The 19,048-nt window shown below is 59.6% G+C and carries 20 protein-coding genes and 3 pseudogenes; 9 read left to right on the forward strand and 14 right to left on the reverse strand.

Annotated elements, in window-relative coordinates:
* A partial coding sequence (locus EOA24_RS02340) for a cbb3-type cytochrome c oxidase subunit I (RefSeq protein WP_189353824.1) occupies positions 1–720 on the reverse strand: 720 nt, incomplete at its 3' end.
* A 247-nt stretch (positions 721–967) separates the two neighbouring features.
* On the opposite strand from EOA24_RS02340, the gene EOA24_RS02345 reads away from it, so the two are divergent.
* On the forward strand, positions 968–1,834 hold the full coding sequence (locus EOA24_RS02345) for a DUF2243 domain-containing protein (RefSeq protein WP_245467264.1): 867 nt from the start codon (positions 968–970) through the stop codon (positions 1,832–1,834).
* Positions 1,835–2,182: 348 nt separating this feature from the next.
* Here EOA24_RS02345 and EOA24_RS02350 read toward each other — a convergent pair.
* Positions 2,183–2,917, reverse strand: a pseudogene (locus tag EOA24_RS02350) (MBL fold metallo-hydrolase); the annotation flags it as partial.
* 8 nt (positions 2,918–2,925) lie between these two features.
* On the opposite strand from EOA24_RS02350, the pseudogene EOA24_RS02355 reads away from it, so the two are divergent.
* From EOA24_RS02355 to EOA24_RS02375, 4 genes and pseudogenes are all read left to right on the forward strand, one after another.
* Positions 2,926–3,486: pseudogene (locus EOA24_RS02355) on the forward strand (NADH-quinone oxidoreductase subunit D); the annotation flags it as partial.
* A 1,061-nt stretch (positions 3,487–4,547) separates the two neighbouring features.
* A complete protein-coding gene (locus EOA24_RS02365) occupies positions 4,548–5,408 on the forward strand; it encodes an SIR2 family protein (RefSeq protein ID WP_126079515.1) in 861 nt (286 codons plus the stop codon).
* A gap of 244 nt (positions 5,409–5,652) precedes the next feature.
* Complete coding sequence (locus tag EOA24_RS02370; RefSeq protein ID WP_126079514.1) at positions 5,653–6,939, forward strand: SDR family oxidoreductase; 1,287 nt, start codon at positions 5,653–5,655, stop codon at positions 6,937–6,939.
* On the forward strand, positions 6,939–7,415 hold the full coding sequence (locus tag EOA24_RS02375; protein WP_126079513.1) for a DUF2269 family protein: 477 nt from the start codon (positions 6,939–6,941) through the stop codon (positions 7,413–7,415). Before EOA24_RS02370 ends, EOA24_RS02375 begins: the two co-directional genes overlap by 1 nt.
* Positions 7,416–7,560: 145 nt before the next feature.
* On the opposite strand, the gene EOA24_RS02380 is transcribed toward EOA24_RS02375, so the two are convergent.
* From EOA24_RS02380 to EOA24_RS02415, 4 genes and pseudogenes are all read right to left on the reverse strand, one after another.
* On the reverse strand, positions 7,561–8,523 hold the full coding sequence (locus tag EOA24_RS02380; protein ID WP_126079512.1) for a manganese catalase family protein: 963 nt from the start codon (positions 8,521–8,523) through the stop codon (positions 7,561–7,563).
* 316 nt (positions 8,524–8,839) lie between these two features.
* A pseudogene (gene xth / locus EOA24_RS02385) lies at positions 8,840–9,612 on the reverse strand (exodeoxyribonuclease III).
* 314 nt (positions 9,613–9,926) lie between these two features.
* On the reverse strand, positions 9,927–10,955 hold the full coding sequence (locus EOA24_RS02395) for an NAD(P)/FAD-dependent oxidoreductase (protein WP_245463172.1): 1,029 nt from the start codon (positions 10,953–10,955) through the stop codon (positions 9,927–9,929).
* A gap of 1,400 nt (positions 10,956–12,355) precedes the next feature.
* Positions 12,356–12,697 carry a hypothetical protein gene (locus EOA24_RS02415; RefSeq protein ID WP_245467263.1) on the reverse strand — a complete coding sequence of 114 codons (342 nt, stop codon included), beginning with the start codon at positions 12,695–12,697 and terminating at the stop codon, positions 12,356–12,358.
* A gap of 126 nt (positions 12,698–12,823) precedes the next feature.
* Here EOA24_RS02415 and EOA24_RS41380 point away from each other — a divergent pair, with 126 nt between their 5' ends.
* Entirely contained in the window at positions 12,824–12,976 is a 153-nt protein-coding gene (locus tag EOA24_RS41380) for a hypothetical protein (RefSeq protein ID WP_189341885.1), read from the forward strand.
* A gap of 69 nt (positions 12,977–13,045) precedes the next feature.
* Here EOA24_RS41380 and EOA24_RS02420 read toward each other — a convergent pair whose 3' ends face one another.
* From EOA24_RS02420 to EOA24_RS02450, 6 genes are all read right to left on the reverse strand, one after another.
* Entirely contained in the window at positions 13,046–13,228 is a 183-nt protein-coding gene (locus EOA24_RS02420; protein WP_127386115.1) for a hypothetical protein, read from the reverse strand.
* Positions 13,225–13,440, reverse strand: a complete 216-nt coding sequence (locus tag EOA24_RS02425; RefSeq protein WP_127386116.1) for a hypothetical protein — start codon at positions 13,438–13,440, stop codon at positions 13,225–13,227. The genes EOA24_RS02420 and EOA24_RS02425 overlap by 4 nt, the downstream gene beginning before the upstream one ends.
* A 757-nt stretch (positions 13,441–14,197) precedes the next feature.
* Complete coding sequence (locus tag EOA24_RS02435) at positions 14,198–14,485, reverse strand: hypothetical protein (RefSeq protein WP_126079507.1); 288 nt, start codon at positions 14,483–14,485, stop codon at positions 14,198–14,200.
* A gap of 148 nt (positions 14,486–14,633) precedes the next feature.
* Positions 14,634–14,876 carry a hypothetical protein gene (locus EOA24_RS02440; protein WP_126079506.1) on the reverse strand — a complete coding sequence of 81 codons (243 nt, stop codon included), beginning with the start codon at positions 14,874–14,876 and terminating at the stop codon, positions 14,634–14,636.
* A 51-nt stretch (positions 14,877–14,927) separates the two neighbouring features.
* A complete protein-coding gene (locus tag EOA24_RS02445) occupies positions 14,928–15,119 on the reverse strand; it encodes a hypothetical protein (protein WP_126079505.1) in 192 nt (63 codons plus the stop codon).
* A 118-nt stretch (positions 15,120–15,237) separates the two neighbouring features.
* Positions 15,238–15,540 carry a hypothetical protein gene (locus tag EOA24_RS02450; protein ID WP_126079504.1) on the reverse strand — a complete coding sequence of 101 codons (303 nt, stop codon included), beginning with the start codon at positions 15,538–15,540 and terminating at the stop codon, positions 15,238–15,240.
* A 323-nt stretch (positions 15,541–15,863) separates the two neighbouring features.
* On the opposite strand from EOA24_RS02450, the gene EOA24_RS02455 reads away from it, so the two are divergent.
* A complete protein-coding gene (locus EOA24_RS02455; RefSeq protein WP_126079503.1) occupies positions 15,864–16,172 on the forward strand; it encodes a hypothetical protein in 309 nt (102 codons plus the stop codon).
* A gap of 223 nt (positions 16,173–16,395) precedes the next feature.
* Positions 16,396–16,668 carry a DUF768 domain-containing protein gene (locus tag EOA24_RS02460; RefSeq protein ID WP_126079502.1) on the forward strand — a complete coding sequence of 91 codons (273 nt, stop codon included), beginning with the start codon at positions 16,396–16,398 and terminating at the stop codon, positions 16,666–16,668.
* Between the two features lie 459 nt (positions 16,669–17,127).
* On the opposite strand, the gene EOA24_RS02465 is transcribed toward EOA24_RS02460, so the two are convergent.
* Positions 17,128–17,349 carry a hypothetical protein gene (locus EOA24_RS02465; RefSeq protein ID WP_126079501.1) on the reverse strand — a complete coding sequence of 74 codons (222 nt, stop codon included), beginning with the start codon at positions 17,347–17,349 and terminating at the stop codon, positions 17,128–17,130.
* A gap of 259 nt (positions 17,350–17,608) precedes the next feature.
* Positions 17,609–17,845, reverse strand: coding sequence for a hypothetical protein (locus EOA24_RS02470; protein WP_126079500.1), 237 nt, complete (start codon positions 17,843–17,845; stop codon positions 17,609–17,611).
* A 740-nt stretch (positions 17,846–18,585) separates the two neighbouring features.
* On the opposite strand from EOA24_RS02470, the gene EOA24_RS02480 reads away from it, so the two are divergent.
* Positions 18,586–19,038, forward strand: coding sequence for a YidB family protein (locus tag EOA24_RS02480; RefSeq protein WP_126079498.1), 453 nt, complete (start codon positions 18,586–18,588; stop codon positions 19,036–19,038).
* The last annotated feature ends 10 nt before the right edge of the window (positions 19,039–19,048 follow it).

Here is a 19,048-nt window from a genome sequence, read left to right on the forward strand (position 1 = left end):
CACTGGTAGAGCGAGTAGCAGCAGGAAGCCGGTAATCAAAACCGACCAGGCAAACAGGGGCATCTTGTGCAGCGTCATGCCAGGAGCGCGCATATTGAAAATCGTGGTGATGAAGTTGATGGCGCCTAGAATCGAGGACGCGCCAGCGATGTGCAGGGCCAATATAACAAGGTCGACGGCAGGCCCCGGGTGCCCCGACGTTGACAGGGTCGGGTAGAGAAACCAGCCGGTTCCAGCGCCGAAGCCGCCAGGCACACTGGGCATGAAAATGGAGAGCAGGAGCAGGAGGAAGGCCGGTGGAAGAAGCCAGAACGAAACGTTGTTCATCCGCGGGAACGCCATATCGGGCGCGCCGATCATCAACGGGATCATCCAGTTTCCGAAGCCCCCGATCAGCCCTGGCATGACGGCGAAAAAGATCATGATCAGCGCATGGGCAGTGGTGAACACGTTGTAGAGTTGCTTGGCGCCGTCGATCGCCGAATCGCCCTGATAACCGTAGATGAATGAAGCCAAGCCTGGGAAAATCTGAATTCCGGGCTCCTGTAGCTCCATTCGCATCGCCACCGATAGGAGCATTCCAACGATGCCCGCGATGATCGCAAAGACAAGATACATCGTTCCGATGTCTTTGTGATTGGTCGAGAACAGCCAGCGCGCGGCTCCGGTGGGATGGCGGACTCCAGAATGAAGTTCTGCACTTGTCTCGGTGGGGGACATGGCAACTCTCGATCTTCAGCCGGATGACTGGCAGCGAGTTGTGCACGCGCCAAGCGCACCGAACCGGGCAATCGGAGCATTGTTCCCGGCTGACGGAGGGTAAATTTTTCGGCCGCTGGAACAACCGAACGAACGGTCTGTTCGGTTCCGACTGGAGCGACGCCTATGTTGGAGATGTTTGCAGCCCTACTGGTGCTTTTGGCGATCGCCGGGGGATTGATTTTCGTGTTCTGGCTGGAGGCCCGTCATGGCCTTCATGGCCCTGCTGAGAAGGGACCATATGTGCCGATCCGCGGCACGGACGTGCGGGGACCTGATGTCAGTCCATGATGCCGTTAATCGCTCGCGTCATGATGTGAATCGCCAAGCGCTTTGCGGTTGGCTGCTGGTCGGCTTCGCGCTGGCGGGTTTTTTCGATGGCATTGTGCTGCACCAGATCTTGCAGTGGCATCACTTGCTTTCAGCCTTCTCTCCCGGATCCGACCTGCGGTTCCAGGTAATGAGCGACGGCCTTTTTCATCTGGTGATGTACCTGTTGCTTGTATTGGCCAGCATCTTGCTGGTGGCGGCTCGAGCAACGAATTCACGCGTCGTCACGACGAGTGAGATTCTGCGGCTTTCGCTGGTCGGGTTTGGCATGTGGCACGTTGCCGACGCGGTTGTATTCCATTGGCTGCTCGGGCTGCATCGGATCAAGATCAATAGTGATGCTCCGCTTGCCTGGGACATCGGGTGGCTCGTTATCTTTGGCCTCTTGCCTTTGCTGCTCGCCTGGGCGTTCCCGAGCCGGAGCGGAGCAGCCAGTGGAGGCATGGGCGCCGCCCTGATGAGCATTGTCTTACTGTCAGGGCTGGCGGCAGCGGTGGGACCAAGCTTCACTCGGAACTCCGAAGTGATAGTAGTATTCCAGAAGGGGATGAACCCGGCTTCCATGATGCAGGCGATTCTCAGAGCGGGTACGAGCACAAGATGGAACAGCTCTGACGGATCTATATGGGTCGTTGGGCCGGTCTCATGGGGAGGACTCTTCAGTCTGCATGCCAACGGTGCCCTTGTCGTCAGCACATCGCCGTTGGTCGGCGGCTGCTTGGCCTGGTCAAGTTTCAAGGTCTGAACGGGGTGGAGGGCCAAGGTCCGCTACTTCAATTCGCAAGGAAAGCGAATGATCAGCGTCTAGGGTTCTTCATCTCGCTTGCCTTGAGCCGATCCATGATTGTACGCAAGTGGTCGGGTAGCCATCCCTCCGAGCGAAAAACCGGGAGCGCGCGCAAGTGGCGCCGCATTATTTCGTTTGTGAATTGCTGTCTCACAACGCTTGCAACCTGTTCCGAGCGCTTGCTACGCTGCATGGTATTCCGGCAAACCTGATCCCTGAGATGCGCAGAAACCGGCGGTCTCTGAAAGGTTCCTCGGCTGTGTTCGGGCTTTTGGAGGGCAACCCTGAGTATCAATGCTGGTTTTGTCAGCCAGTCCTGTGCGGCATCTGGTAGGCGCGGCCGTTTCTAACCGTCGCTGGCTTGCGGACATATTTCGAACCTGCGGGCACCGCGAACTGGTCGAACCGCTCCGCGAGCCGATCGAGACCCTGGCGCATTCCCGCGCCAGCCGCCGCGGCTCCATGGCCACTGATCACCAGTTCCGGTTTCAAAGCGGCCAGTTCGCGGACCGAGCCCTCGGCGGCTTCCCAGTCGGGCGTGAAATAGCGTGGCGGGCCGTGCATTTCGAGCTGCTGCACGGCGACTTCGTAGGCCGATTCCTGGCCTGTTGTTATGAAGGCGTCGCCGGCAATCAGTGCACGGTCGGCTTCGCGCCACAGTGAGATGTGACCTGGGGCGTGCCCGGGCGTGTGCAGCCACTGCCAACCCGGCATGCCTGGCACCGACGCATCCTCAGGCAAGGGTCTAAGCCGGGTATCGAGATCGATCGGGCCACACGGGAAAAGTGGCGAAAGCAACGCCATCAGGCCGCCACCAACCCAAGGATCGGGTGGAGGATAAGATGCGGTCCCGTCGAGGTACGGATGCTCATCCGGGTGGGCATAGACCGGCACGTCCCACATCTTGGCCAATTCCAGCACGGTGCCGACATGATCGAAATGGCCATGCGTCAGAATGATGGCAGACGGCCGGGCGTCTGGGCCGAAACGTGACTGCGCAACGCTGACGATGCTGCTCCTCGACGTTGGCAATCCCGTATTTCTCTGAAAAGGATGCCTGGGGATGGGGCTTCTCAGGCGTGATGGTGCGCGGCTCGGGCGCAGCGTGGGATTTGCGCAAAGCACAACCTTATGAATGCTACTCCGAAATGAACTTCGACATTCCGGTGGGCAAGAACGGCGACTGCTACGACCGGTATCTCGTGCGCATGGAAGAGATGCGCCAGTCGGCGAAAATAATGCGCCAGTGTATCGAACTGCTGGTGAAGGAGGGGCCTGGCCCCATCTCCAATCCGGACCGAAAGATCGTGCCGCCCAAGCGTGCTGCGATGAAGCGTTCGATGGAAGCGCTGATCCATCATTTCAAACTCTACACGGAAGGTTTTCGCGTGCCCGCGGGGGAGGTCTATGCAGCGGTCGAAGCACTCAAAGGCGAGTTCGGGGTCTATCTGGTGGCGGACGGCACCAACAAGCCTTACCGCTGCAAGCTGCGAGCGCCGAGCTTCGCGCACCTGCAGGCGATGGATCTGCTGTGCCGCGGTCACTTGCTTGCCGACGTTACGGCTGTCCTGGGATCTATCGATATCGTGCTGGGAGATGTCGATAGATAGTCTCCAGTCCGACAGGGCGAGGCCAATCGCGGCCTCTCCCTGAGCTGGTAAGATCACCAGCATGGCACCCTGTGAAATTCCCGCTTGAACGTTGTTCGTTTGCTTGGCTCCTTGCCCAAACAGGCTGCTCTATACCGAGGGGGTTCGGAAGCGGCCGTCGACGATCTAGTTGTCCTAACACTCCAGGCTGCGATTGCGGAGAAAGCAACCCGCCCCGCCAGAATTAGCGTTAGATGGCTGCACAGGATCCATGTTGCGACATCTCAATTGAGTGAAGCGCTCACGAGTGTTCTGGGCTTCATTAGGTAAGCCAGGCGATGCCAATTGGCGCCATGGCTTGGCAAGTTTCGGCGTATGCGTGCTTCCGAAGTGGACTGACCGGCTCTTAACAAGCTCGCGGGCCTGTTTCGGCAAGGCCGGGCAATCAAACAAGATCGTCGACTGGAACAATGTCTCTCGGCCGTTGTTCGGTCGCGTTGCAGTGGAGAGCTGCCAGCTATGAGCTTGCGGCAAACAAACAGAATTTCGCGGCCCAAGCCCAGATGGCGAACCGGGATCATGTTTGTTGTGTGTGCAGCCCGATTCTCTAGCAGCCCTGGACGCCAAGCCTATGCGAGGACGTCATGCGCCCCCGTATGAATATATTTAATTTCGGAAGTGACAGCGCTGACAACGATGTCCGACATGCAAATCGCATTTCGACAAGCGATGTAGACCAACTCGCCTATTTCGCCGCAGTGAACGGCATCACAGAGCAACAGGCGCGGGACCTGATTCAAAGGCATGGGGACAACCTTGCCGTGCTCGTCAATGAAGCTCGGAAGCTCCGAGAGCTAGGATGATAAAGCGCATTACCGCCGATCGCCAATTACAGCACCGGAACAAGCGATGAGCGGCGTCGGGGGAAGCTCTCGCGTGGCCGCTTGGCAGATAAACTTGTATCGAACGAGAAGAGGGATGATGGCAGGACATGATTGCGGAGCATGCGCAGGGTGTCGACGCCGCTGCTGCGGCGGCCACCGATTCGGTGATGGGCAGCGCTCGTCTCTCCTCGGTCTGCAATGAGCGATCCTCTTGTGCCGCTCGCAAAATCCGTTCGAGAACGGGACGCCGTCCTGTTCGTCGGGGCGGGCGTCTCCATGAGTGTCGGACTGCCTTCCTGGGAGGAACTGATCCAGCGAATGGCGGATGAGCTTGGCCTTGAGGTGGACCTTGGCAGGCAGCGTGATCGCTTTCAGACCCTTGCCGAGTATTACCGCATCAAGCATGGCAGCATCGGACCGCTTCGCAGTTGGATGGACCGGCACTGGACCGTTAGCCGCGACAAGATCGAAAAATCCGAATTGCACCGTCTCATCGTCGCGCTGAACTTCCCGGTGATCTATACCACGAACTACGATCGGAACCTCGAAGTTGCCTTTGAGATACATGGCGTCGAATACGTCAAAGTGGCCAATGCGCGGGACGTGTCGAAGGCGCGCAGGGATGTCCCCTACATTGTGAAATTCCACGGCGACTTCGATGACGATTCCTCCCTGGTTCTCACAGAGACTGACTACCTCGACCGGCTGTCATTCGACTCGCCGCTCGACGTGAGGTTCCGTTCGGACCCCTTGGGCAGCACGGTCTTGTTCTTTGGCTACAGCCTTTCCGACCTGAACATCCGGTTGCTCCTGCACCGGCTCTGGCAAACTTGGAGCCGATCGGGCTACGAGGCGGATCGGCCTCCCTCCTTCATTTTCATGGCGCACCGTGATCCGGTCGAGGAGGCGGTGCTGGCGCGTTGGGGCATCACAGTGGTCACGGGCGACGACGATGATCCTGAAAAAGGGCTACTCGGTTTCCTCTCTCGCCTTGCTGCCCTCGTCGAGGCGAACCCAAGCGACCCACCGACGCTGGAGTCAGGAGGCGAACTACCCTGACCGGTTCGCAGTGGCCACCCGCCGAGTGGAACAGCTTGTCGCGTTCGCAAGTTCGGGTGCGCTGGTTCAGCGTACGAAACCCTACGTTCTGATTGCTTTTGCGTACGGACAGGCCCCAGGTTGGAAAGGCGAAGTTGAAGGATTGAGAAAGTGCGGTTCGCGAAGTGGCGATCGCCGCGCCGCCTGAGATCCGGGAGAATGCGACGTGGTCGAGACGGGAGAGAGCGCGATGGATCAAGCAAGGATGATCGTTCTGATCACTGGCGCTTCAGGTCTGATTGGCTCGACATTGTGCGCGCGCCTTGCGGCGGAGGGGCACGAAGTCGTCCGGGCTGTCCGTGGCCGCACACCAAATGGCCTTTTTCAGGGGCGGAGCGTCGTCATCGATATGGCGAGGGCATTGGAGGCGGAAGACTGGCTCCCCCACCTTCGTGGGGTCGACGCTGTCGTGAACTGCGCGGGCGTGCTTCAGGACAGTGCTCGGGAGAATACGCGCAACGTTCATGCTACCGGCGCCTCGGCTCTCTTTGCTGCCTGCGAACGCGCAGGCGTACGAAGGGTTATCCATTTCTCTGCAGTCGGTGTCGACCGGGAACAGCCTTCAGCTTTCTCGGCCAGCAAGCTGGCTGGGGACCATGCGTTGATGGAGCGTGATCTCAACTGGTTGATCCTGCGGCCCTCGGTGGTGCTCGGTCGGCCCGCCTTCGGCGCAAGCGCCCTTTTTCGAGGCCTCGCGGCCCTGCCGCTGGCTCCAGCAATGCCCGGCACGGGGCTTCTGCAGGTGGTCCAACTTGACGATGTGGTCTCCACTGTTTCGATCCTGCTCGGTAGGCAAGGCCCGTTCCGCCTGACGCTCGAACTGGCAGGACCCGAGGCACTGACGATGAGCGAAGTCGTCGCCCGGTACCGCCAATGGTTTGGGTGGGGCAGAGCGAAGGAGTTTGTCCTGCCCGGATGGATGGCCGCAACGCTTTACCGGCTCGGCGACGTGGCGGGCCTCCTCGGCTGGCGGCCTCCAATACGCACCAACGCCGCCAAGGAAATCGCGCGCGGTGCGACCGGCGCTTTGGAGCCGTGGAAGCTTGCAACCGGGCTCCAGCCGTCCAGTCTCGCGTCCGCCTTGGCCGCCAGCCCTCCCACCGTGCAAGAGCGCTGGTTTGCCAGGCTCTACTTCGTGAAGCCGGCAATCTTCGTGGTTCTGCCGTTCTTCTGGATCGCGACCGGTATCATCTCCCTCACCACCGGTTGGCGCAGCGGAGTGGAGCTTCTGCTCAACACCGCCTTCGAGCCCTTGGCCGGCCCGGCTGTTGTCGCAGGCGCGTTGGCCGATATGGTCGTCGGCGCGATGATCGCATGGCGTCCGGCCAGCCGGGTAGGGCTCTGGGGGGCGATCTCGATTTCATCCTTCTATGCGATTGCTGGAACAATTCTTCGCCCGGACCTGTGGAACGAGCCCCTCGGCCCCCTGATGAAAATCCTGCCGATACTCGTCTTGCACTTCTGCGCGCTGGCGATCCTGGAGGAACGCTGATGCTCTACTTTGCGCTGAAATATTTGCACCTCATCGGCGCTGCCGTGCTGCTCGGCACCGGTGCCGGCATTGCGTTCTTCATGCTCCTCGCCCACCGGACCGGCAGCGCCGCCACGATCGCCGCCGTGGCCCGGATCGTCGTCATTGCCGATTTCCTGTTCACCGCCACTGCCGTCATCGCGCAACCGATAACCGGCGCCGCATTGGCCTGGCAGTCTGGCTACTCGCTCCGCGAGGGCTGGATCGTGCTGTCGATCCTGCTCTACGTCGTCACCGGGCTGTTCTGGTTACCGGTGGTGTGGATGCAGATGCGCATGCGGGATCTCGCTGCGCAAGCCGCATCCGCTGGCATCCCGCCGCCCGAGCGCTACAAACAGCTCTTTCGGCTTTGGTTCGCTTTCGGGTTTCCAGCATTCGCATGCGTGGCCGCGATCTATTGGCTCATGATCACACGGCCCGCAATCGAGCTGTTCTGACGAGCTCCCGAACTCTGCGCGATACGGACGCGCAACGACAGTGTCTTGCGGCCAGCGAGGGCTGTCTCTCCCGCCTTTGGCATCTCGTGTACCCCGTAAGGACGCACCGGGCCTCGTCAAATTGGCAGGGCCCAATCAGCCCACTTCATCTTTTCTTGCGAGGGGTGGCCTCTGCCCGCGCAGGCGCCTCTTTGATGCTCGCCGCGCCGCCCATGTCGCCATTCTTGGTTCGTCCGGCCCCCGGTCCGGCACCTAGATCCGCGCCCGTGGTCGGAGCGGAGGAGGGGTCAGAAAGCGTGCGCTCGCCCATCTTGGCTACGATCTTCATGTCCTTGGCCGCCAGCTTGACTGTTGCCGTCCCATCGCCATCGTCCGCCGGCATGACTTCCTCAAGGTCGTCCACGCGGTCCCATTCATCGCCCGAGTTCCACGGCCCGTTTATGTCCCCTTCGCCCTGCGACGTGTTGACGTACATGCTGGCAAATCTCTCGATGCCGGGGAGCTTGCCGGTGGGGAAGTTGTTCTCGATCGCGTACAGCGCTTTCTCGAACGATTTCTGATGCGCGATTTCGCGCGTCATGAGGAACCCTAGCGCGTCCTTGACGCCGGGATCATCGGTGATGTTGATCAGCCGCTCATAGACGATCTTGGCCCTTGCCTCCGCCGCAATGTTGGACCGCAGGTCGACGGTGGGCTCGCCGCGGGAATCGATATAGGCGGCAGTCCACGGCACCCCAGCGGAGTCGCACAGCGCAGGTGCGCCGCCGAACAGGATGGACTCCTTGGCCGTCGTGCCGCTGGCGCCAACCATCAAGTAGAGCTCTGCCTCCTTCATCTGCCCTTCGGCAAGCTGTGCTTTCAGGCCTTTGTTGAGCATGGTGACAATCGAGCCGACGACCTCCAGGTGGCTCAATTCCTCGGTTGCGATGTCGAGCAACATGTCTTTGCGGCCGACATCGTCTTCGCCCAGCCCTTGGGTGAAGTAGCGCATGGCGGCGGCAAGCTCGCCATCGGCGCCTCCGAACTGTTCCATGATCATACAGGCGAGACGCGGATTGGGTTCCGAGACACGGACGGTGTACTGCAGTCGCTTGTTGTGCATGAACATGGGGGGCCTCCAGGGTTGAGGCTCCCTAACATCGCGGCGCGGTGATTGTTCCTCGCGGAAATAGAATGGCGGATGGTCACCCGCTCTTGGCTCAGGGCGAAAGAACCTTCTGGTGGAATTTTTGCTTTGATGAGCCTTGAGGGCGATCACGCCGCGCCCGCGGCACGCTCGACTAGCGCGACAATATCGTGCCGGCGATCGGGAGCGCGTCTGACCGGTCAATCGACGCACCTCGGGACGACGGGTCAGTGATCTATCGGCGCGGGCTGAACAAGCACAAAGGTCCAGGCCGGAAGGGGGGGCAAGCGCGGCGGTTTCATCGGTCGACGTCGATCCAGGCGGGAGCGTGATCGCTGGGCTTTTCCCACCCACGGGTCTCGACATCGACACCTGCAGCTTGGATCGTCTGCGCAAGCGATGGGCTTACAAGCAAGTGATCCATGCGCAGGCCGGAGCTGCGATCGTAGCCGCCGCGATAGGAGAAGTTCCAATAGGTGTATATGCCCTTGCCTGGGTGGATCCGGAGAATCGCATCCACCCAGCCCAGGTCCAGCATGCGAGCGTAGGCGCTCCGGCTTTCCAGGAAGAAGACGGCATCGCCCAACCAGCGCGCAGGCACTACAGCGTCCATCTCGGTGGGGACGACATTGTAGTCGCCACAGAGAACGGCGTGCTCGTCTAGTAGGGATTTGATGTAGGTCAGGAGACGTTCGAACCAGCGGAGCTTGTAATCGAACTTGGGGCCTGGCGCCGGATTGCCATTGGGGAGATAGATGCAGCCGACGACAAGGTCGTCGATCTCCGCCTCTAAATAGCGGCTATGCGTATCATCGGGATCGCCCGGCAAGCCGCGGCGGCGCTCGACCGGGTCCGTTCACGCGCGAGGATTGCCACGCCATTGTAGGATTTCTGGCCGTGCCAGATCGCGCCGAAGCCGGCATCTCGAATTGCCTCGATCGGAAATTTGTCGTCCGACGTTTTCAGTTCCTGGAGGCAGACCACGTCATAGGCAGTCTCGCCAAGCCACTTCAGCAGCACCGGCAAGCGGCCATTGACGCCATTGACGTTGAACGTCGCGATCCGCGTCATCGCTATATCCCAGGGGTATTTCGAACACCCTCGGCCCCCATTCTCCACAGCCCATCCGCAGGAGCCTGGAGGAAAGCGGTAACGCCGTCGAAACGGCCAGCCAGCTCTTCCTTTACCCTCTCGAATTCTTCCTGCCCGAAAGGCTGCCCTTGGTTGTCCATGCATGGGAGCAGAATTTGAACAAGGTGCATGGCATCAACGGTGGCAGGTACGGTTTCCGCGTTCAAGGCCATTGTGAAACGTCGGTGGCCGCGATGAGGGCGTGACCGAAGGCTGATAGGCATCAAAGCCGGTAATTGACCTGTGGATTATTATCATCCGCCAGGTCGTGGATTTGGGGACTGATGATGCGCTTCTGGCTCTTTCTCGCATCGTGAGCCGGCTCGCTCCGCTAGCATGGCATTGTGGATATGAGTGGATGCCAAAGCCGCCTGACCAAATCCCACCGCTATCTGGTTCAGTGCTTTGGCCACGTCTCCGACGGCGTAGACCCCCTCGATCGAGGTTTGCGCGTGTGGTCCAATGAGAATGTAGCCGTCCTCATCACAGTGCGCGCCAACTTCCATGGCGAGTTCCGATCGAACGTCGCACCCCATGGCGGCATAAAGCACGTCGATCCGCTCCGTCGATCCATCCGCCATGACGAGATCGAGGCCGGAGTTCCGTGGAACAAGATCGTCCACGAAGTCCCGGACCGCAATGCCGGCGGCGCCAGCCTTCGCACGGGTAGACCCTGAAACGTCTTCGGGATAGTTGCATATGATGCAAATGTCCCGACTGTAGTGCCGCAGGTACAGAGCCTCTTTAAGAGCCGAGCGTTCGGGGCCAACAACCGCGATGCGCTGTCCCTGAACCTCATAGGCATCGCAAACAGGACACAGCCGAACAATCCCTGCCGCAATCGCCTTGCGCAGGCCATGCATAGCGGGGGCCCGATCGACGACGCCCGTCGCGAGCACAACGCGGGACGCATGAACGTGACCGGTAGTCGTTGCGAGAACGAAAGCACCGGGTCTTGCTGTCAGAGACTTTACGCCCGCCGCGACTATTTCGGTTCCGTATGCCATCGCTTGCGCTCTCAAGCGGGCCAGCAGATCCTTGCCTGAAACGCCATCGGGAAAGCCTGGGCAATTGTGGGTCTTGGGAATGAGTTCCGCCCGTCCGTCGCCGGCGTCGAAGAGCAGCACGGATCGCAAGAAGCGAGACAGATAGACGGCCGCGGCAAGACCGGCAGGACCGCCCCCCACAACAGCGACATCGCAAAAGCGATTGATGCCCGGATTGATCATCGCCGCCGAACAAGCACAGGCCCTTGTTGTTCCGCTAGCGTGCTTGTGCAGCATCCAGTCAAGTTGCTGCTGGCGGGAGGTCAAAAAATGGAGCAGTTCGGCGGCGCGGTTGGCGAGCTTGCTGCATGCGCTATTTCACCCAATGCCGGGGCGAAGACGATCTCGGCCGCAAGAACATGTTGCTCGACGTAACGACCGAAGAGACTCAGCCATCTCGAGGATCCAGGCTCGATTGTCACAATGCTCGACAAGGGCCTGAAACCGGAGCTTCGAGGGCAGATGAAGAAGGCCGAAGTGAACTGGATGGTTGTCGCCAGTGGCACGATGGCGGTAACTCGAGGTGGTTAGTCTGAGCATGACGTCTGGTCGGCGAAACTATCTGGTTCGGTGTGTGGCTTGTCGAATGATCTTAGCGGCTTCGTGGATGGTGATACCGCACCTGCGGGCGTAGTAGGCTGCTTCCGCGATGAGCGCGCTTTCTAAAGGCTTTTCAGCTCTATGTTTGGCCCTAAGCTTTTCCTTCTTCCCCATATCAATCATGTCGCGTTTAGCCGGAGTGGCCGCTGCTAGTGATGCCTCAGCCAAGAGAAGTAGCAGCGGGCCGCTTGGGCAGATTGGAGCCTGCTGCCCACTACCGAACTCCGTCAACGGTCATCTGTTCCAGAAGCAAGCTCGGCGCCAATCGGGACCAGTGAACTGTTGAAAGGTGAAGGGACCTTCTGGTCATGCCTATGGCGGAAGGGAACCCCCTCATTCTGGCGTGAAGTCCAGCTCAGGCGTCAATCGTCGACAGTAGGCGCAAACCAGATCGACGGTAGCTTGCACGTCGTCGAGGCAAAGAACTTCCGACGGCGTGTGCATGTAGCGCACTGGCACTGAAAGCACGCCGCTCGCGACGCCACCACGAGTCTCTTGAATTGCACGCGCGTCCGTCGGACTGGAACTACCCAAGCTCTGGATTTGGAAAGGTATGTTCTCTTCCTCGGCAGCCGGACCGAAACACCTCGAAGACTGCGGGATTGGTTTTCGCTCTCTGCCGAGGGCGTCACCGGTCGCTAGCTTGTTCACCCCTCTGAAGCCGGCGCTCTAATTCGAACCTTCACGAGAGGGCTTCAGTCGCGGTTCTTCTTTTGATGAAGGAACAAGCGGTAATTCAGCTTGTTGAAAAGAGGTCTGCGATCGTCCCCTCAAGCGACCGCAGATTGGTGGAGACACCGGCCCGCGTCCTTGCCGAGGGGCGCGGGTTCCACTCGAGGACGATTGCCGGAACCAACAGGAGTTGCTCCGGCTGCTCTGCCCTGAACGGAGAACAATCATGCTCAGATTTCTGATAACTCTCGGCGCAGTCTATGCCGCTTTCAAGCTTGGACGCGAGGTCGGGCGTGGAGAGGCTCGAATATTGGCAATGCCCCAGTAGACTACGAGCGCCGGCCGTCAGCACGGAGGTACGAGGATTAGCGTTTAGCCGGTGGGATCGGCAATCCCAGTTTACTGCAGCGCGCCCGCGTCCGGCATTCAAGGCTGGAGCAAGGCGCCACCGTATTGCGACCACAGGCGGTCGCAGCCCCATTTCCTGAGGCTTGGCGTGCCCGGTAACCCGTATGGACCATGGCACCGCGAACATCGTAACCGAGCACCGACGCGTTGGCGACGAACTGGATGGCGTGCCCCAAGCTTAAAGCGCTGATCCGCGTTTCAATTTTGCTGGTGAGGTCGACCACGCCGAAGATTTCCACATCTGCCCCTCGGCCGGCCAAAACAGCCGACGAGATCGCATCGTCCAAGGCAAGGAGCATAGCGAAGTCCCCGATAAGCTCTTCCTAACTTGGGCGCGCGCGATTGGTTCCAGGTCCGGCACGGATCGTGGCACGCCACGGAAACCCGGCAGACGGGGCGGAAGGCGCTACTTTCCGACCGGCGTGATGCACAACGAGTGGATGCGGCGGAATCGGGCGACCGGCGGACTTCAAATTGCCGCATTGACGAACTGTCAGGACTTCGGCGCGCGTCGTGACGTCATCCAGGACCTGAAGCGGGAGATCGACGAGCTGCGCCTGAAGCAAGCCCTTCCCTAAAAATTTGTAGGCGCGGCCCGTGCACATGATTGGTCGCTCGGTCCTGGTGGGTCCGAGACCAACCACCTCTCACCCGCTGGCTTCGGCCAGCGGGTTTTTTGCTTCGCCCTCTCGCGGAATGTAAAGGGCCTGTCCAGATGGCACCTTTGCAGCGAACTGGAGAGTGAACAGAAGCCGATTTTGGTCATCCGTTACGTTCATGATCCAGGGGGTCATATGCTCCCAAAAAGACTGCTTGCTGTCGTTGATCATCTCGCCGGCCGCGCGCACTGCTTCCAGGCGCGCGGCATCCAGATCGGGAAGATCGACGCCTTCATCATCGGGGTTGAATTCGCCGTTGTCGACGTGGAAAAATGAAAAGTGGGCATGCCGCTAGCCTTGTTGAACAGCAGAACAACGCTCGCTCCATCGCTTTGTTTCGCAGCGATCGCCTGTGCTCGTTGCAAGGCGAAGCTCACAGCCATTGTTGCTGGACCATCGGGGCCGCCGGTCCTTGTCCGACTGACAGCCCACCCACGGAGATTGCACAGCCCGCTAGCTCCCAGCCAGCGGGCTTTTTGTTGCTGGAACATTCCAGCCAGGCGGCGGTTCGGATAACGGCGACGCATCTTTTGGTTAGGCTGTGCTGGCGTCGCGGTCGGGCTTGCATCACCCGACATAGAGCCCGCATCGTTCCCCTCGATGCGGGCTCATCGCTAAAGCGGAACCTGATAGGCTTATTTCGCTTATAGCCGGATGAGCACGCGAGGGGCTCGATTCATATATCGATGGATGGCTGAACACCTACCGATTTCGGATGATCCGGTGGCATTGAGCGATCTGGCTTGATTGATGAAGGGGGCCGAACGCGGAGGCATTTCACCCAGGGAAATTTAACGAAGAAGTCGATAGCGTTGCCGAGCTGATCTTTGAGGCGATGGAGCACGCCGAGGGCGCATGGCGTAGCAAAATGGAACAACATGCGATCACACCGAGTTCTACAGGCAGTGGTCGGTCCCTCGGGGGTGTTAGCCACGAATTCAGAAAGCCCGTCGCTCACGCTTATTAGCTGCGACGGGCTTTTCGTGAGCGATACCTAAAATTGTTAATGTCGAGGGATCAACGCTGGCGCATAATGCGAGTCTGCCCCGCACTTCATCGGGGTAAGGGCCCGGCCTGTCCGCCCGAAGTCCCCCCGACTCCCCGAAGGCCGGGCATCGTGTGTCTGGGGTGCCAGCTAGTCTAGTTGAGCGTCTTGTCGGCAACGAAGGGTGCCAGGGCTTCGGCAACGCGCTGTAGAAACGGCTCCAGATTGAGCACTACGCCGTTCGGCTCGACAAAGGTATCTTCCTCGTCCTGCTGCTGCGGATGCTCAAGCGTCACGGTAAACGTAGAGTCGGGCATCGCGGCCGATAGAGCAGCCGCCATCTGAGCCCGATAGGCTGCGCTTTCGTAGCGGGCTTCCCGGGGCGGCACTACCAGAAATTCTCTGGCGGACATGGCCGCCTTCATTCGCTCCAGCCATTGCATGATCTCGCCCCCGCGAAATCCCAGGCCTAAAAATCTGGCGGCCGACGCATACTTTGGTTGGGGTCCCGGATTGAAAGCGTCGGGCCGCCGTTTGGGTGGGGCGCGTCTCAATTGACGCAGGTCCAGATTAGGCGCGCTGTTTGCGCCTTTAATTTGGATGCCCTGATATGGTGAACGAGGGCTTACTATCCACAGCCATGCGCAGCAGCCGCGATAAATGCAGGCGGTGCAGAGCTTGCATGTCCTCTAATTGGTGGAGCAATTCGATGGCTAGACGTGTCGGCAGGTTGTCCCGCTCCAGTTGGGCAATGAGTTCGTGTTGACGAAGCAGATGCTGCTCACCCAGCCTCACATGGCCTTTCACCATTTCGATCTCGTCGGCGAGAACCATGAAGAGGAACGCACCTGTCCTTTGCTCGTTCCGCCGGTCCGGCGAGGGCAGCTATTTGAACGCGTATTTGTATACCGCGCGGCCGCTTTCTTCGGTAACGCGAACCCATAGCCGTTCTTCTCTGCGCGCCTGGACCTCTTTCTTGGTACTGAGGGTCGCAGCCTCCCACGGCGACTTGGCGGTGACTGTGTTACGGGAAACCGGCGTCTCGCCGGCCATCTCCTCGACTTGGTAGGTTTTCATGCATAGCGCCCCGTTTCGGTCACCGCTCCAACGATGATCGCCAGGCCTTGTTCCGGCTCAGAGGTGCGAGCGCGCGAGCCGACCTAGGCGAACGGCGCTCCACAGGCGACTAAGTTGCCTAGTTAGCGGAGGGTGCCTTCCTCATAGGTGGAACGTGGCTCGTCACCAGCCGCACAGTGTTCGTCTTGACCGTTATCCCGAGATCCTTGCCGCCGATCGTCACCGTGTCCTCGTCGACGCGTGTGACCTCTCCCACAATCTCGATCTGCTGCCCGCTGCTGATGTGAGGCGTGGTGTCCACGATCGAATGTGGTTGATGGTACGACGGGATCAAAACGCTGATCCTGTCCTCTGTCACGCGCTTGCGCACGGTTGCCGTTATGGCGACCTCGTCGCCGACCTTTATGCTGCCCTTGGCCATGCCATTACAATGCCGGAGCGGCAGATAGGTTCGCAAGCGCCAGCTAATGGAACAATCCGCCAGCCGCCTTGTTGTGTTTCGCTGCGCAGCTCGTGCCGAGGTCCCAGCGCAGCCGGGGGCCCAGACCCCGGAGCCCGTTCGACCCTCCCCAGGCGAACGGGCTCTTGTGATGGAACGTGCGACTACTGCCATATCAAATGTGGTTGGTGGCGATGCGGCACGGGCGCATAAGTGACCTATCGCCGGTAACGACCTTGTGGACATCGGCGGCTGAGAGACACACCGACCGCGCTCTTGTCTGAACCCAGACCGGGAGCAATTCGTTGGCCGATCCAGTCTCCACTTGCCCAAACCAAACAGCGCTCGACGTCGTACTCATCGCAAGCTCGAAGGAAGCGATCGAGCGGTCGCGCGAATTACTGATTGAGACGAGACCGTTGCTCAATCCCTATAGCGCAGAGCATTGCACCGTGAATTCCGTCTCGATAACCGAGGTTTGTGGGGAATGGCACGTCCTCGTCCAGGAGGACGGGAAAGAAAGCGCCCGCACCTTTGTGAGCGAGCAATATGCTCTGAACTATGCTGAAGGCCAAAGGCTGCGACTGCATCTCGACAAGGTGACGCGGATCTAGTCGCCGGCCGGTTTCTCTTCCACTGACTTGCCGCCGAAGCTCACGGGTGGCAACACCGAAGCGTCGTTCACAGTGGCGTCACAACGTGCCGAGCGACCTTGCATCGGCGAAGAGGCTGCGCCACGAAGCGTGTTGATGCGGTCTCGGGGAACATCGAGGACGCGAAAAACAAAGCCAAGGCCGTCGCCGACAAGGCAGCGCAACATCAGCCTTGATTGGCGCATTGGCGCTGGTGATTGGGCGTCGCCAAGGCCCACGCCAAAAAGCCATGTGCGGTATCGCGGAAATAGACCTCGTCCGTGTGAGTGTTGACCCATTTCGTTCGCAAACGTCCGGCGAGGTAGCCGCCGGCGGCGGCCGAGAGCCACTGAAGATGACTAGCCAGACCGCGGCACTCACCGCGAAGGCGGTGGCAGACGGCATCAACAGCAACGAAATCGAGGAAGATACCCGCAGCGTTTATCAGGCCGTGCTTGAAGCAATTCGCTCCGATTGATGGAGTTTGGGTCAACCTGCCCGGGGATTTGGACCGGCGGAGCGATGACGTGAAGGTTTCCGCCCGGTCCGCATCTTCAAAGCATTCCGGAAAGCCTCCGCTCCCACTTCGCAGCCATGTCTCGATGGGCCGTTGGAACTGATGACGATCTTAGCCTGCCCGATTGTTAGACCGTATTTCTGGGCAAGCTCAACTGGTTTGTACGTATCGTTCCAGCTCTCGATCGGTTTGGTCGTTTGCACTCCCTGGCGATAGGTCTTGGTCGCGCTCAACGGTCGTGGGACGTGGAGGTTCAACGGCAGGAGCGAAGTCCTTGCATTCGGGGAGGAGACGGACGCTGCGCCTCCAGAGAAGCGGCACGAACGACTTTGTGTCGGGAGGCCTCCGGCTTACGGATACCTGAAGAGATTGCAGGGATGCGGTACCTCTCTGCAACCCAGATTGAGGGAACAGGCCCGGCTAGTCAGCCGTCTTAGGCGGGATTTGAAATCGATAGATTATACCGCGCTCGCTATCTGTCACTCTGACCCATTTCTCGTCGGCGCCGGCTTCCCAATTTTCCGTTACAACAGCGTCGCTAATCACGCGGGCGACGGCCTCTTCAGGCGTCTCCGCAGTAATTTCGCCGCTTGCGGTCGACAAATCGCCGGCCATCTCTTCGACGAAAAAGCTTTTGGACACGTGGTCCCTTCCTTGTTGGAGCTCGGTGGCTTGTCCCGTCTCCTTGGCATTGGCAACGGGCTTTTTCGCTCATGAAGTAATCCGCAACTTAGAGCTATCTACGCAGCTGCCGTTTCCGACCTCTGGCCGTCTCCGCTAAGAACGGCCGGCGCCTTCGTAGGGTGAATTCCTGAAAGCAGGCGCCGGGCCGAGATCCTGGGGAGTTAACCGGCGTCGGGCGGTTCTGTAAAAGAAACCCCGCTTTCGCGGGGTTCTTTCGTCAGTGGACTGCATTCTTTTTGGCGGCCGCCTTGCGCTGCCCTGACTTACCCTTTGAGGCAGAGTCTTTCGAGTGGGCTGACATCGCCGGTGCGGCACCGGCTTCCTTGGCAGCGGACGCTTTAACAGCGGCTTTCTTCGGAGCTGCATTCTTCGGCGCAGCAGCCTTTCTTGCACGCCCCTTTTTCGGCTCTTCCTTCGATGAGAAGATGCCGGTGATGCTTTCAATGATGGACATTGGCTGGCCCTCCGTTGAATTCGACAAACAATGCCGAGCGCCCAGAAATTGTTCCATGGGGCGGTACTCAACGTCGCCTCATTGGCTAGGCGGTTCGGGCCGGGCCAGCCCTGCCTTCATTGGGATCTGCTCAAGATCAACTATTGCAACGAATGCCGCGCCGCTGGCCGCGATGATCGGAACTTGCAGTTCACAACCATGCTCTGACGCCGGAGCGGCGGAAGGGCTGGGCGCCTTACCCAAATAGGCGAGTTTCCGCTCTTACAGAAGCGGGCGGCTTGGCTTCCTCGGTTCCGGCAAGCTGTTACAGGGATTTGCGGCCAACGCGGCTAAGCGCCAGTCTTTTTGGCACATCTCCCTTGCGAGTGACTCATTGCGATCATCATCAGCGGTCGCTCGACCTTTCTTCGCGGCAAGCAGATAGTCAGCTCTGTTCGTGCGGTAGTCTTCTTTTTTTGCAGTCATCGTTTCCTCCCGGATTCCGCAGGCATGCCCTCCTTCTGGCCTGACGGCGGAACACACTAGCTGCCGATATATCGCGGGAGTCCACCAATTGAGGATTGTGTAGAACGATATATCCGGGGCAGCGGCTCAATCATAGGCAATTGGCTGCGTAGCCTTCTGTCTAATGAAGCTGATATGCCGCCGATCTTGCTCCAACACGCTGCCGGCTACTTTTCGTCCGCTACGGAACCTTTCCGCCCACAACTGCTTCCCTGTGATTGCTGGGAGGATGATCAATGGCAAATCTGGGCAGATTGGCTGTGGCCATATTAGGCGTGCTCGCCTACCAAAATCGCGACAAGATCGGGGAATTGCTGCGCGGGAGTCGCGATCCGAACAATCCGCAGGGCGGCATACTGGACCAACTATCCAAAGGCGTTTCCGGGACAGCGCTAGGCGATATCGTCGAGCGATTCAGGAATGCGGGAGCCGGGTCTAAGGTGGATTCCTGGGTCAGCCCCGGCCCGAACCAACCCATCGAGCCGAAAGAGGTCGAGACGGCGATCGACGATGAAACGCTGACTTCGCTTTCAATGCAGACGGGCTTGTCCCGGGATGAACTGATCGCCAGGATAACGCGTGATTTGCCTGAGGCGATCAACAAGTTGACTCCGAATGGCGAAATGCCCGCTGCAGGCTCGGAGGACATTACTCTTCTTGATCGGGTGCCGCCACGTACCGGGGCCTAGCCGGCCATTA

The sequence above is a fragment of the Mesorhizobium sp. M2A.F.Ca.ET.039.01.1.1 genome (assembly GCF_003998035.1).
GTDB lineage: Bacteria > Pseudomonadota > Alphaproteobacteria > Rhizobiales > Rhizobiaceae > Mesorhizobium.